The sequence below is a fragment of the Cupriavidus sp. FW305-27 genome (assembly GCF_058787995.1).
This window is the reverse complement of sequence record NZ_JBYTAG010000028.1, coordinates 36,659-50,979: the sequence shown is the minus strand read 5'-3', so window position 1 is coordinate 50,979 and position 14,321 is coordinate 36,659. Positions and strand designations below refer to the sequence as shown.

The 14,321-nt window shown below is 61.7% G+C and carries 10 protein-coding genes; 7 read left to right on the top strand and 3 right to left on the bottom strand.

Features of this window, described 5'->3' with window-relative positions:
• Positions 1 to 35: 35 nt before the first annotated feature.
• Together AC3WRI_RS15405 and AC3WRI_RS15400 are read right to left on the bottom strand one after the other, a co-directional pair.
• The gene (locus AC3WRI_RS15405) at positions 36 to 785 is read right to left on the bottom strand and encodes a membrane-associated phosphatase (protein WP_010811110.1); all 750 of its coding nucleotides are present in this window, start codon (positions 783 to 785) and stop codon (positions 36 to 38) included.
• Positions 782 to 2,035, bottom strand: a complete 1,254-nt coding sequence (locus tag AC3WRI_RS15400; protein ID WP_010811111.1) for a DegT/DnrJ/EryC1/StrS family aminotransferase — start codon at positions 2,033 to 2,035, stop codon at positions 782 to 784. The genes AC3WRI_RS15405 and AC3WRI_RS15400 overlap by 4 nt, the downstream gene beginning before the upstream one ends.
• Positions 2,036 to 2,514: 479 nt before the next feature.
• Between AC3WRI_RS15400 and AC3WRI_RS15395 the strand changes: the two genes are divergently transcribed.
• On the top strand, positions 2,515 to 4,554 hold the full coding sequence (locus tag AC3WRI_RS15395; protein ID WP_010811112.1) for a polysaccharide biosynthesis protein: 2,040 nt from the start codon (positions 2,515 to 2,517) through the stop codon (positions 4,552 to 4,554).
• Between the two features lie 199 nt (positions 4,555 to 4,753).
• Positions 4,754 to 5,752 (top strand): GNAT family N-acetyltransferase, encoded by a 999-nt coding sequence (locus AC3WRI_RS15390; RefSeq protein ID WP_011616318.1) that lies wholly within the window; start codon positions 4,754 to 4,756, stop codon positions 5,750 to 5,752.
• A 92-nt stretch (positions 5,753 to 5,844) separates the two neighbouring features.
• Here AC3WRI_RS15390 and AC3WRI_RS15385 read toward each other — a convergent pair whose 3' ends face one another.
• Entirely contained in the window at positions 5,845 to 8,079 is a 2,235-nt protein-coding gene (locus AC3WRI_RS15385) for a polysaccharide biosynthesis tyrosine autokinase (protein ID WP_037024992.1), read from the bottom strand.
• A 514-nt stretch (positions 8,080 to 8,593) separates the two neighbouring features.
• On the opposite strand from AC3WRI_RS15385, the gene wbpA reads away from it, so the two are divergent.
• The 5 genes from wbpA to AC3WRI_RS15360 all read left to right on the top strand — a co-directional run bounded on the left by wbpA (position 8,594) and on the right by AC3WRI_RS15360 (position 14,125).
• Positions 8,594 to 9,910, top strand: a complete 1,317-nt coding sequence (gene wbpA, locus AC3WRI_RS15380; protein ID WP_010811115.1) for a UDP-N-acetyl-D-glucosamine 6-dehydrogenase — start codon at positions 8,594 to 8,596, stop codon at positions 9,908 to 9,910.
• Positions 9,911 to 9,929: 19 nt separating this feature from the next.
• Complete coding sequence (locus AC3WRI_RS15375; RefSeq protein WP_010811116.1) at positions 9,930 to 10,880, top strand: Gfo/Idh/MocA family protein; 951 nt, start codon at positions 9,930 to 9,932, stop codon at positions 10,878 to 10,880.
• A gap of 7 nt (positions 10,881 to 10,887) precedes the next feature.
• Positions 10,888 to 11,469 (top strand): UDP-2-acetamido-3-amino-2,3-dideoxy-D-glucuronate N-acetyltransferase, encoded by a 582-nt coding sequence (wbpD, locus tag AC3WRI_RS15370; RefSeq protein WP_492293495.1) that lies wholly within the window; start codon positions 10,888 to 10,890, stop codon positions 11,467 to 11,469.
• Positions 11,470 to 11,552: 83 nt separating this feature from the next.
• Positions 11,553 to 12,668 (top strand): DegT/DnrJ/EryC1/StrS family aminotransferase, encoded by a 1,116-nt coding sequence (locus AC3WRI_RS15365; protein WP_011616314.1) that lies wholly within the window; start codon positions 11,553 to 11,555, stop codon positions 12,666 to 12,668.
• On the top strand, positions 12,665 to 14,125 hold the full coding sequence (locus AC3WRI_RS15360) for a lipopolysaccharide biosynthesis protein (protein ID WP_492293494.1): 1,461 nt from the start codon (positions 12,665 to 12,667) through the stop codon (positions 14,123 to 14,125). Before AC3WRI_RS15365 ends, AC3WRI_RS15360 begins: the two co-directional genes overlap by 4 nt.
• The last annotated feature ends 196 nt before the right edge of the window (positions 14,126 to 14,321 follow it).

Genomic DNA, 14,321 nt, shown 5'->3' with positions numbered 1-14,321 from the left:
TTTTCTGTTTTTAAACTGATGATGAGAGTGCCCAATCATGTAGTTTGCGTCGAGAGCAAGCTTGGTGTCCGGGTAGATGTTCCTGTTTTCGATGGTGTGAGTAAACGCGGCGCCTGCCGGCCCCGCTTCGACAGGCACGACCGCTTGCGCACGGTGATGCGGGTCTCGCCCGTCACCGGATCGGCGTCGATCTGCCGGTAATGCCGCACTGTGCCGTCCTGCCACGGTGCCGCGTGCTCCCACATTGCGGCCTTGACCGGGTACAGCAACCCGCGCACATTGACAAAGACGAAGGCGCCGATGCCAAGCGCAGCCACCAGCACGATCTGCGGCGCCGGCCCGCGGATACGGATGCCCGCATTCAGCCACGCAACCACCAGCCCCACCGCACCACCCAGCAAGGTCTCGGACAGCGTGTGGTAATTGCCGGACACCAGTTTCACCGCCATCGCGAGCCCCAGCGCCAGTCCCGCAAACCAGCCGATGCGTGCCACGCGCGGGCTCAGCGCCGAACCCAGCAGCATCAGCAGCACCGGATACGTCGCCGCGGTCAGCATGGCGTGGCCGCTGACACTGTACAGGCCGAGCTGCGGCAGGTACCAGCCGCCGTAATCAAACGCGAACTTGGCAGCCCCCACCAGCGCGGAGCCAAGGCTGAACGACACCAGCCATCGCAGCGCGCTGCGCCATGCGCCCCCCACGGACAGCGCTAGCGCAATGACCAGCGCAACGGGCACCAGCAAGGTAATGGTGCCAAGCTGGATCAGCGACGGCCAGTGCATCATCGCCGCATGGCGCCCGCGCAGTCCTGCGCCAGGCCGGGCATCACCCCGCCGTCGGCGTCCCGCCCGGCACCGGTCGGCAGCGTTGCACGAAGCATGACCTCGCGCAGCACCTGCGCAGTCAGGGCAATCTCGGCGTCGGTCAGGGTGGGATGCACCAGCAGCATCAGGCTGTTTTCACCCAGCAGCCTGGCGTTGGGCAACCGGTGCGGCGGGCGCCAGCCCGTGTAATCGAACGCCTTCTCGAGATAAGCCTCCGAGCAGCCGCCCGCATAGCAGGGCACGCCGCCTGCCTGGATCTCGGCCACGATGCGGTCACGGCTCCAGCCATCCCTTAGCCATTCCGGGCGGACGAATGCATAGAACTTGTACCAGGCTGATTGTGCATCCGGTGGGCAGGCGGGCAACCAGACCGCAGCACATTGCCGAAGCGCGCCGGCAATGACCTCCGCATTGGCAGTGCGCTGCGCTGTCCATTGCTTCATGCGCGCAAGCTGGATGCGCCCGATCACCGCCTGCATTTCTATCATGCGCCAGTTCGTGCCGAAGGATTCGTGCAACCACCGGAATCCCGGGGGGTGCTGACGCTCATAGACAGCGTCCCAGCTCTTGCCATGGTCCTTGTACGACCACATGCGCAGCCAGAGGTCCCTCGCGCTGGTCGTCACCATGCCGCCCTCGCCGCCGGTGGTCATAATCTTGTCCTGGCAGAAGGACCATGCACCCACGTCCCCGATCGAGCCGACCGAACGCCCTTTGTAGCGCGCACCATGTGCCTGGGCACAATCCTCGATCACCTTGATGCCGTGCTCGCGCGCCAGCGCCATGATCGGGTCCATGTCGCAGGGTATGCCGGCAAGGTGCACGCATATGACGGCTCGCGTCCTTGGCGTCAGAACCTTGCTGATCGTCGCCGCGGAAAGATTGCCGCTCGCAAGATCGACGTCTGCAAATACCGGCTTTGCTCCCGCATTCACCACGCTTGAAATGCTGGCGATGAACGTTCGCGGCGTCACCACGACCTCGTCGCCAAGGCCAATGTCCAGCGCCTTCAGCGCGACATCGAGCGCAAGTGTCCCGTTTGCCAGCGCGATCGCATAGGGCGTCCCGGCCCACCTGGCGAATTCCTCCTCGAACTTCCGGCATTCAGAGCCGGTCCAGTAGTTCACCCGGTTCGACAGCAGCACCTTCTGCACGGCAGCCGCCTCGTCGGCAGTGAAACTTGGCCAGGGAGAAAAACTGGTATCCAGCATGGTGGTCCACCTCAGTAATGAAAGTCGGAGCGGGTGCCCTGCACGAACCCGACCGGGTACCGGGAACGCATCCATCTAACCAGACTTGCATGGGCAGGTGAAGGCCGCCATGTGGCCTGGATCACTCAACTAAGGCGCAAAGGGCGCGGCGGGCTCCACGCCCTTTGCGCCACCTGCCGCTGCGTACGCAAACCCACGTTGCTGCGTTGCCAGGGACGCACCAACAACAATAATTGTTTCAGTCGGGAATGGTGTCGAAAGCACCCAGTCGCTGACGGGTAAACGGGCAAATCGGAAGCCTCTGAAAGGGCATGTCCCTTCCAGAGGCCACCAGCCGGTGGAGCTGCCCATAGAAGAAGCCTTAAGACAATGCATAACCGTGCGCAACCTTCTTTGTCCGCCCCGCAAATGGGGCGTCCCTATCGCAGCCTGGTCGCCGCCAGGCCCCTGCCCGTTCTGGTGCGCGGAGGTTCCGGCCAATGACCAAACCGCTCTCGCGCTGGCTGATTGCCCTGCCAAGACGTCGCAAAGTCGCGCTGATGATTGCGGCGGACCTGCTTGCGCTGCCGCTGTGCTTTGCTTTCGCACTATTCCTGCGCGCCGGCAACTTCGAGTTGCTGGCACAGTACGGCATCACGCCGCCGCTGATCATTGCCGCCTGCACGATTCCCGTGTTTTCGCTCAGCGGACTGTATCGGACCGTCGTCCGGTATTTCGACCTGAAAGTCCTTTGGACCACCGGCACCAGCCTGGCCGGCATCGTCGGACTCACCTATGCGCTGTCGTTCCTCATGCACCTCGACCGGCTGCCTCGCACCGGCCTGCTGATCTACTGGTTCATCGCCTTTTCCTATGTCGTGATCTCGCGCTTCGTGGCGCGCGCCTTGCTGACGCGCACGCGGCAGAGCCTGCAGGCCCGCAACGAGCGCGCCAGCTTGCGCGTGGGGATATTCGGCGCCGGCGAGGCCGGCTTCCAGCTCGCCATCGCCATGCGCGCCAGCCTGGGCCACAAGGCCGTCTGCTTCTTCGACGATGACTTCGCGCTGGAGGGCAAGGTCGTTGCCGACCTTCCAGTCCATCACAGCAACCACGTGCGCAAGGAGATCCAGCGGCACGCCATCAATGAAGTCGTACTGGCCGTTCCGTCCCTGCCAATCGAGCGCCGCCGCCAGATCGTCGACAAGCTGCACCGCTATTCGGTCAGCGTGCGCACGTTGCCCTCTCTTCTCGAGCTTGTGGATCGCAAGATCACCGTGCAATCGATTCGGGATATCAGCGTGGAAGACTTGCTGGGCCGTGACATCGTCCCGCCACGGGTAGACCTGTTCGCCAAATGCACGCAACGCAAGACGGTCATGGTGACCGGTGCGGGTGGCTCCATCGGCAGGGAGCTGTGCCGTCAGATCGCTTCGCAGGAACCCCAGCGCCTAATTCTCTTCGACCACTCCGAATATGCCCTCTACGCGATCGAACAGGAACTGCGCCAGCGCTACCCTGACCTGCAGATCACGGCGCGGATCGGCTCTGTGTGCGACGCCACTGCCGTGTCAGCCGCACTGCGCGGCCAGCAGGTCGACACCATCTATCACGCCGCCGCCTACAAGCATGTGCCGCTGGTCGAAAAGAACATGCCCGAAGGGATCCGCAACAATGTGCTGGGCTCCCTGACCATTGCCGATCTGGCAGACCATTTCGGCGTTCAGACCTGCGTGCTGGTTTCCACCGACAAGGCGGTACGGCCCACCAACGTGATGGGCGCCAGCAAGCGCATTGCGGAACTCGTTTTCCAAGCCGCAGCCACGCGCCCCAACACGCGGACAACGTTCGCGATGGTGCGCTTCGGCAATGTACTGGGCTCATCCGGGTCCGTGGTACCACTGTTCCGCAAACAGATCCGTGAGGGCGGGCCCGTCACGATCACGCATCCGGACGTCATCCGCTTCTTCATGCTGATCCCCGAAGCAGCCCAGTTGGTGATCCAGGCCGGCGCGATGGCCAAAGGTGGGGAAGTCTTCGTGCTGGACATGGGCAAGCCCGTCCGCATCATCGACCTGGCCCGCACGATGATCGAGATGTCCGGCCTGACGGAAAAGACGCGCAAGAACCCCGCCGGGGACATCGAGATCAAGGTCGTGGGGCTGCGCCCGGGAGAGAAGCTGTTTGAAGAGCTCCTCATCGGTGGTGAGGTGACGGCCAGCGAGCATGAGCGCATCTTGTGCTCGAACGAACCGCTCATCGCGGAGGCAGAGTTGCACGAGATGCTTGAGCGCCTCTTTGCCGCCTGCGATACCCGTGACGAACTCGAGATCCAGACCGTCATTCAGAGCCTGGTAGTCGAGTACGCGCCGTACAGCTCACTGGAGTCGCCGGGCCGCAAGGTGGCGGCGCCCTCGCAGCGGGAGCCGAGCCAGCCGTTGCAGCATGCACTGCGCGGGGTTGCATCGCGCCAGCAGCCGCCCCCGGAGATCGGCACCGACCCGCAACTCGCAACACTGTCGAATTCAAGCAAGGCGAGCTGAAGCCGACCGGCATGAGCCAGTGCGAGCCAATCCTGCGTTCGCTGACACACGCGGGCCCGTTGCGACCGCACTACCACGCGGGAATAATTCCTTTAACGAAAAAAGGAAGGCCTCGCAGGCAAATGCTGGGGCCGCCAGGGGCAATATCTCAAGGCGAGTGTTTCTGAGAGAAACCAACTATGGAGCGTTGTGAGGAATCATGAGCCAAACCAAGCCCGTGCCAGCTATCACCGCTGAAAGCGAGACCAGGAAGGCATATCGCACCATATGCTCGGAAAATCCGCAGATAGCGATCTCATCCAAAGACTGGTGGCTTGACTCGGTCTGCCAGAATGGCGAATGGGACGCGGCGATTGTCATGAAGAATAACAAGCCAATTGCCGCACTCCCTTACTACACCGAACGCAGGGGGCCACTCATAATTCAAAGGATGCCAAAGTTGACGCAAAGCTTTCAGCTCTGGCTAAATTATCCGTCGAATATATCCGAGCACAATCGCATTGATTTTGAAATGGAGGCAGTCAGGGAAATCGTGGCACTGCTCCCAAAATCACATGTCGTTAGCTTCAATATTCATCATTCCCTCAGAAATCTATTGCCATTCTATTGGAAAGGATTTTCCGAGGCTGTACGTTACACTTACGTTATCGATGACATCGCCGATCTGGACGGTGTCTTCAGCCGGTTCAACAGCGCCGCGCGCAACAAGATTCGCAAAGCAGAGAAAATTGTCAAAACACGCTTCACCAATGATGTATCAGAATTCTACGCCATCAACAAAAAGACCTTTGATCGCCAGGGCATGAAAATGCCATATTCCTTTGGCTTTATAGAAAGACACGACCAAGCCTTGCTGGAAAGAAATGCAAGAAAGATTTTCATGGCCGTCGACGATGACAACCAGATACATTCCGCGCTTTATTTAACGTGGGACCAGAAGTCCTCTTATGTCCACATGGTCGGCGAGGACCCGAAGCTGCGCACAAGCGGTGCCGGAATAAAACTAATCTGGGATGCCATTCAATATACCCGGAACGAGTTGAAATTAAACTGCCTTGATTTCGAGGGCAGCATGATTCAGTCTGTTGAATCGGTGAGAAGAAGCTGCGGAGGACAGCAACGCACGTTCTCCAACATCTCAAACCGGTTGTTCGCAGCATTACATATGGCTCGCGGTGTATTTCGCCAGGCAAAATAACAGCCAGAACCGTTGCGCAGAACTCGTGGCCGCCAGGAGACGGATTGGCAAAAAGTTGCGCTACCTGACGCCGGGTGCCCCACGTGCCGCGCTCAGGCCTGCTTCGCCGCGCAGCGGTACTCGTTGAGATAGCGGTACTTGCCGTAGTGATTGTGCGAGCGATACCAGCGGCCCTGGACGTGGAGACCGTTGAACAGCACGCCCTCGACCTCGGCACCCGCCCGGCGGATCGCCTGTTGGGAGGCCCGCAGCTCGCCCGCGGTTGTCATTTCCGCGCGCGCCACCAGAAACACCGCGTCTGCCTTGCCGGCGAGAATGCCGGCGTCGGCAGCAGCCAGTACCGGTGGCGTATCGATCACAACCAAGTCATAGCGCGACCTCAGTGCATCGAGCAGGGCGCCCATGCCCGCGCTCTGCAGCATGTCGGCCGCGTGCGGTGCTTCCATACCGGTCGCGATGAAATCAAGGCCCTTCACCACCTGACGCCGCAACGCCCGGTCCGGCGGCATGCCCATCAGCACGTCGGCCAGACCGGGGCTGCGCTGCACGCCGAAGCAATGGTGCAGGCCACCGCGGCGCAGGTCGGCGTCGATCAGCACCACGCGGCAACCGCTGGCGGCAATGGCGGCTAGGTTGGCACAGATGAAGGACTTGCCGACGCCCGGCGACGGGCTGCTGATCACAACGACACGGTTGTCGCTGCCTGCCAGCGCGGACTGCAGTACGGTGCGGAAAATGCGCAGGCTCTCCATGGCAGGATCCTTAGGCATCACGCGCGCCAGCAGGCCCGCATCCTCCATGCCCGCCGACTGCACCTGTGCCTGCTGTGCGCTGAAGGGAATGGTCGAATAGACGGTCATGCCAGTCTGTCGCTCGACCTCGTCGGCGTCGTTGACGCCGCCATCCAGCGAGTGGCGCGCAATGATCACCAGTAGACCCGCAAAGAGGCCGAGTACTATGGATAGGCCGGTGATCAGTGGGCGGTTGGGACTCTCCGGCTTGACCGGCACGCCGGCGGGATCGACCAGGCGTGCGGTACCGACCTTGCTGGCCTTGATCAGCTTGAGGTGCTGGATGTCATTGAGCAGGGACTGCAGCATTTCAGTGCTAACCTTGACATCGCGCATGAGGCGCAGCACGTGCTGCTCGACGTCGGGAAGCTTCTGGATCTGCCCGGCAATGGCATTGATCTGTGCGTTGAGACGACCGATCTGGCCATCGATGGCTTCAAGTGCCGGGTGGCCGTTGGTAAAGCGCGTGGCCAGCTCCTGGCGCTGCCGGTGCAGCTCCTGCAGCCTGGTCTGGATCTGCATCGACTGAACCAGGACCAGCTTGGATTCCTCGCCCAGGTCGATCGTGCCGCGCTGGCTACGCATCGCGTTGTAGCGGGTTTCGGCTTCCTCGACCTGCTCTCGAAGCTGCGGCAATTGCTGCTCCAGGAAGGCGAGTGACTTCTCCGCTTCGGCGGCTTTGCGGCGAACGTTCTGGTCGACGTACGCACCGGCGATCTCATTGAGGATGGCCGCGATCATCGTCGGCGAATTGCCATTCAACGATACGCCGATCACGCCGCTCTCCTTTCCGCGCTCAGAGATCATCAACTGTTCTTGCAGCCTGGCAATAGCGGTGGCGCGTGGCAGGCGGCGCAGCACAAATTTGCAGCCGGCGCGGCCATCGAGATGGCTGACCAGCAGGGTAACCGTGCCGCGTCCCGTAGCAATCGTCAGGGGCAAGCCCACGGTGCCCGTCACCTTGGTATCGTCGCTGTCAAAGGTGACACGGAACTGGTTGCCCCCCAGCGCGGTGAGGTAGATCTTGCTCCCCTCCATCTGCGGCGGTACTTCGAGCCGGGCCACGCTGATCGATTCCTTGCCCCACGCGAAGCCGCCCCAGCCGAACAGGCCGGGCGTGGACAGGCCGGAACTGAAGCTTGCGAGGCCCCGGCCGATCAGGGGGAAATAGCGTGCTGCGGCCTCGATATCGAGGCGCAGGTCGTCAACCGCCTTTCCTACCACCATCCGGGACCGCAGCAGTTCAATCTCCGCCGCTGCAACCAGCTTGGCGTCGAATATCGGCGAGATGTTGGTTGCCAGCCTGCCAGCGCTGGCATCGCCATTGATGTCTTCCACTTGCACCAGGATGTCGGTGCGATAGAGAGGCGTCGCCAGGAGGGCATAGAGCATTCCGACACAGATGAACATGCCTGCCACAGCGAGAAAGGTCCAGCGGTAGCGCAACAGCACATCGACATGGACGGTCAAATCGAGCGGGTCGCGCCCCTCGTCCCCGGCATCCGGAACGCTGCCATGCATGTTAACGACTTTCATGTTCCCTTCCTGTGACGATGGCTGGCACTACCCCTTTGCTCATTGACCAGATAGTACGGATACACGCTGACGCTGGTGCGCTCTTGTTTACTGCGCATTGCGTCATGCAAGCTGCTGCTCACGCATTCGCCGCAGCACCCATCCCACGATAGCCGCATCCTAGAAAGCCATGTCGCCGGCATCGGTGCGCCTTCGCACATTGATTGGAAGTGGCCCGTCGCATGCAGTCTGGTGCGGCACGGCTCCATCGATTGGACGATAGCCGTCAGAACGATGTCGCTTTCGACCTCGATTCCATTAGTGTTGGCAGCGACATCTGGGCACGCCGGAATTAGCGACAGGAAATGGTTCATGTAATTGCCCGCATATGTGTGGGTCACAACAGTCTTCACCCGTCTGGAGATATACGGACTCCTACAATCGATAACACGGGTCATCCGCCCAGCTCTGTCATCTCGTCGCCGGTCCGACCTTATCGTCCTCTTCGATTCACCACAACGAAGCAGATTCCACCATGCCGAGCCCAATCGCCAAAGACCTCATCGACCGGATCAAGAACCGGGAGTCCATTATCGGCATCGTCGGCCTGGGCTATGTCGGCCTGCCTTTGATGCTGCGCTACTGTGCGATTGGATTCCGCGTGCTGGGTATAGATATCGACGGGAACAAGGTCGACAAACTCAATGCCGGCGAGAGTTATATCGAGCATATCCCCGCACGCGGCATTGCCCATGCCCGCGAGACCGGATTTGAGGCGACTACGGATTTCGAGCGCGTGGGCGAGTGCGATGCAATCATCCTGTGCGTGCCGACGCCGCTCAACAAGCATCGCGAACCCGACATGAGCTTTGTCATCAATACGACGGATGCCATCAAGAAGTACCTGCGCATCGGGCAGGTGGTATCACTGGAAAGTACCACCTACCCCGGCACAACCGAGGAAGAATTGCTGCCGCGCTTGCAGGAAGGCGGGCTGGAGGTGGGCAACAACATCTTCCTGGTCTATTCGCCGGAACGCGAGGACCCGGGCAATGGCAAGTTTGAAACCCGCAGCATTCCCAAGATCGTCGGCGGACAGACGCCGGGCTGCCGCAAGGTCGGCATTGCGCTGTATGAAGCGGCGATCGACCGTGTGGTGCCGGTCAGTTCGACCAAGGCGGCCGAGATGACCAAGCTGCTTGAGAACATTCATCGCGCCGTGAACATCGGCCTGGTCAACGAAATGAAGATCGTGGCCACGCGGATGGGGATCGACATTTTCGAAGTCATCGATGCCGCCTCCACCAAGCCATTCGGTTTCACCGCGTACTACCCGGGGCCGGGCCTGGGCGGGCACTGCATTCCCATCGACCCCTTCTACCTGACCTGGAAGGCCCGCGAGTACGGCTTGCATACCCGCTTCATTGAGTTGTCGGGCGAAGTCAACAAGGCCATGCCAGAATATGTCGTCGCCCGGCTGACGGAGGGGCTGAACCAGCAGGGCAAGGCGCTCAAAGGCTGCCGGGTTCTGGTGCTGGGCATTGCCTACAAGAAGAACGTCGATGACATGCGCGAGTCTCCCTCTGTCGAGATCATGGAACTGATCCGCGCTCGGGGCGCGACGGTCGCATACAGCGACCCGCATGTCCCCGTGTTTCCGAAGATGCGCGAACACCATTTCGAGCTATCGAGCGTGCCGCTTGACGGCGAATCGCTATGTGGCTTCGACGCCGTGGTGCTGGCCACCGATCACGATAGCTTCGACTATCTTCTGATCCGCCAGCATGCAAAGCTCCTCGTCGACAGCCGCGGCAGGTATCGCTCGCCAGAAGCCAATGTTGTCAAGGCCTGAGCATACGGGGAGCGCTATCGTGAAGCGATTCGCACTGATCGGCGCGGCCGGCTACATTGCGCCCCGCCACATGACGGCCATCAGGGATACCGGCAACCAGCTGGTGTCGGCCTATGACATCAATGATTCCGTGGGCATCATCGACAGCATCTCGCCCCAGAGCGAGTTTTTCACCGAGTTCGAGCGCTTCTATGACCATGCCTGGCGACTGCGCCGCCAGCCCGGCGCGGCGCTGGACTACGTCGCCATCTGCTCGCCGAACTACCTGCACCAGTCTCATATCTCAGCCGGCTTGCGCCTGGGATGTGACGTGATCTGCGAAAAGCCGCTGGTACCGACGCCCGAGTTGCTCGATGAGCTTGCCCTGGTCGAGCGAGAGACCGGTCGGCGCGTGTTCAACATCCTGCAGCTGCGCCACCACCAGGCCATCCTCGACCTCAAGGACAAGGTCGGCCGTGAGCGCAACGGGCACAAGCACGAGGTCGAGCTGACCTACATTACCTCGCGCGGCAAGTGGTATATGGAGAGCTGGAAGGGCGACACGCGCAAATCCTTCGGCCTGGCCACAAACATCGGCGTGCACTTCTACGACATGTTGCACTTCATCTTCGGGAGGGTGCAGCACAATGTCGTGCACCACAGCACGGACAACAAGGCGGCCGGCTACCTCGAGTACGAGAATGCGCGTGTGCGCTGGTTCCTGTCGGTCGATGCCGGCGACTTGCCCGCGGCGGTGAAAGGCAGGAAGCCGACCTATCGCTCGATCACCGTGGACGGCGCGGAGATCGAGTTCTCGGAAGGCTTCACCGACCTGCACACCGTCAGCTACCGGGAGGTACTTGCGGGCCGGGGCTACGGCCTGGATGACGCGCGCCACTGCATTGAAACGGTCAATGCGATCCGCTCGGCACGCCCGGCAGCGCCCCGCGACGGCGAAGCCCATCCTTTCTTGCAGCAACTTCTTGCCTGAGGCTCTAATGACCTACCAGATACATCCATCTGCCGTCATCGATGAGGGCGCACAGATCGGAGACGGATCGCGCGTCTGGCATTTTGTGCATGTTTGCGCCGGCGCGCGCATCGGCAGGCAGTGCTCGCTCGGCCAGAACGTGTTCGTTGGCAACCGTGTCGTCATCGGCGACCACGTCAAGGTGCAGAACAACGTCTCCGTCTACGACAACGTCACGCTGGAAGATGGCGTCTTTTGCGGTCCAAGCATGGTGTTCACCAATGTATATAACCCTCGCTCGCTGATCGAGCGCAAGGGCGAGTACCGCGACACTCTGGTGAAGCGGGGCGCGACGCTGGGCGCCAACTGCACCATCGTCTGCGGCGTGGCGATTGGCGAATATGCCTTCGTCGGCGCCGGCGCTGTCATCAACAAGGACGTGCCCGCCTACGCGCTGATGGTCGGCGTGCCGGCACGTCAGATCGGCTGGATGAGCGAATTCGGCGAGCAGCTCGACCTGCCGGTGCGTGGTGAGGGTGAGGCCATCTGCCCGAACAGCGGGCAACGCTACGTCCTGGATGGCGCCACGCTGCGCAAGGCTGCCGCCTGAGGTGCCTGAGGTGCCTGAGGTGCCTGAGGTGCCTGGGACAGTGGCCAGGCTTGCCCGAATGCCGTCTGCAGAGGAGATCAGCAATGATCGAGTTCATCGACCTCAAAACCCAGCAAGCCCGCATCAAGTACAGGATTGACGCCGGCATCCAGCAGGTGCTGGCGCACGGTCAATACATCCTGGGCCCGGAGGTCGAGGAACTGGAGCAGCGGCTGGCGGACTATACCGGCGCCAGGTATTGCATCAGTTGCGCCAACGGTACGGATGCGCTGCAGATCGCCCAGATGGCGCTAGGGATTGGCGCCGGCGATGAGGTCATCATGCCGGGCTTTACCTATATTGCCACCGCTGAAACCGTCGCGCTGCTGGGAGCAAAGCCGATCTATGTAGACGTGGATCCGCGCACCTGTAACCTGGACCCGGCGGCACTTGAAGCCGCTATTACGCCACGCACCAGGGCCATCGTCCCGGTCAGCCTGTATGGCCAATGCGCCGATTTCGACCCCATCAATGCCATTGCCGCGCGCCACGGCGTACCGGTCATCGAGGATGCCGCGCAGAGCTTCGGCGCCTCCTACAAAGGCCGCAGCAGCTGCAATCTGTCCACGATCGCCTGTACCAGCTTCTTTCCCAGCAAGCCGCTGGGCTGCTATGGCGACGGCGGGGCGATCTTTACCAACGACCACGAGCTGGGCAAGCGGATACGCCAGATCGCCCATCACGGCCAGGAGCGGCGCTACCACCATGTCCGCGTTGGCGTGAACAGCCGCCTGGATACATTGCAGGCGGCCATCCTGCTGGCGAAGCTGTCAATCTTCGATGAGGAGGTGGCGATGCGCCAGCAAGTGGCGGCGCGGTACGGAGAGCTGTTCCGCCGCGGGGGAATCGAGGCCACGCCGCATATCGAACCACACAACATCAGCGTGTATGCGCAGTACACGATCCGGGTGCCCGATCGCGAAACCTTGCAGGACCGGCTGAGGGCCGCCGGGATCCCCACCGTCGTGCACTATCCGCTGCCGCTGAACCGACAGCCCGCGGTGGCCACTCCCCATGCCCGCCTGCCGATCGGCGACGCATTGGCGCGGCAGGTGTTGAGCCTGCCGATGCATCCTTACCTCGACATGACGAGCCAGCAGGCCATCTGTTCGGCGATTCTCCAACATGTCATGTGCCAGCCGGAGCGAGTTTTGCCTTGAACAAACAAACGCTTGCCACTGAGCCCAACGCGGCGGCGAAGCCGCGCGTGGGCAGGAGCGTTGGCCTGCTGGTCGGCGGGCAGGCCACCGCGCAGATACTCACCCTTGCGGCAGCGCCGATTCTGACGCGCCTTTATGCACCGCAGGATTTCGGCGCCGCGGCGGTCTTCACGGCCCTGCTGGCATTCTTCGGCGTTGTTGCCTGCCTGCGCTACGACTTGTCGATCGCGCTACCCGCCAACGATCGCGATGCCGAGAACCTGGTGGTGTTGTGCCTGCTATGCGTTGCGTCGACTACCGCGCTATGCGGGCTCGGCGTGCTGTGGTTCGGCGATGCGCTGATCCTGGCCCTGAATTGGTCGATCGACACCAACGTTCTCTGGCTGCTTCCCTTCGGCGTTGCTTCGGCCGGCCTCTACACTGTGATTGAGAGATGGATGGTCAGGATGCAGTACTTCGGCCAGCTGGCGCAGACCAGGCTGCTGCGGTCCTTGATCGGGAATCTGGTTCAGCTGGGCGGCCACGGACTCGGCGTCCTTGCCTTGATGGGCGGAACGGTGATCGGCAATGGCACCGGCGGACTGTTCTTCCTGATAAGGGAAGTCCGGCGCAGGCAGGGCCGCAATATCAGGCTGGTCCGAATCATTGCCCTGGCTCGCCGCTACAAGGACTTTCCGCTGTATTCCACCTGGACGGCCGTATTCAATGTGGCGGGCCTACACCTGGTCCCGTTGATCTTCTCGGCATTGTTCGGTGCTGCCGTGGTGGGCCACTTTGCCTTTGCACTGCGCATGGTGTCAGCGCCGATCACGCTGATCGGCGCCGCTATCGGCAGCGTCTTCTTCGCCCAGGCCCCGGCCGCCAGGCGGGCAGGCCGCCTGCCGGAGGTGGCCGAGGAACTGCGCCGGAAGCTGGCCAACGCCGGTGTCCCGGCGCTGGTGCTGCTCATCTGCGCCGGACCGGACCTGTTCGGCACCGTGTTCGGTGAACGGTGGCGCATGGCCGGCCACTATGCGCGCTGGATGGCACCCTGGATCTATTTTCAGTTCCAGTTTTCCCCGCTGTCGTGCCTGCCTGATGTGATGGAACTGCAGAAGCTGGAGCTGACCGCGCAGTTCAGCACCTTCGCAGTTCGTCTGGCCACGCTGGCGGCGTGTTACGGATTCAGCGTTCCGGCGGATCAAAGCATCGCCGCGTTCTCGGTGGTAAGCGCCTTGGCCTATCTCTGGATGCTGGCCTTGTTCATGTCGCGAGTAGGGGTAGGTCTCAGGGCAATGGTGGCGCACGATACGAGGCGGATCCTCCTCTTCTGCGCCTTGGCGCTGCCGTCGTTACTGCTGTACAGCGGCGCGCCCGACTGGCGCTCCCTTGCTTGCGCGATTTACTTCCTGGCGCTCTCGGCACTCTGGCTGCGGCGTGCCTTGCGCGCGCCGCACGCCGGCACCAGTCGGGCATGAAAGGGCGACAACGATGGACATAAGGCAATTGCCGCAACGCGATCTGGATGCAAGTGAGTGCGACGACGCTCCCATCTTCAGGCAAGCATGCCCGTTTGTCCTCGGGTAGGCGATGGCCGGCGTCAAGCCTCGACCCGCGAGCAAAACGGCCGCCCTTTTTTCAGAGGGTGTCGTGGCGATGTTAACGGAGTAAAAA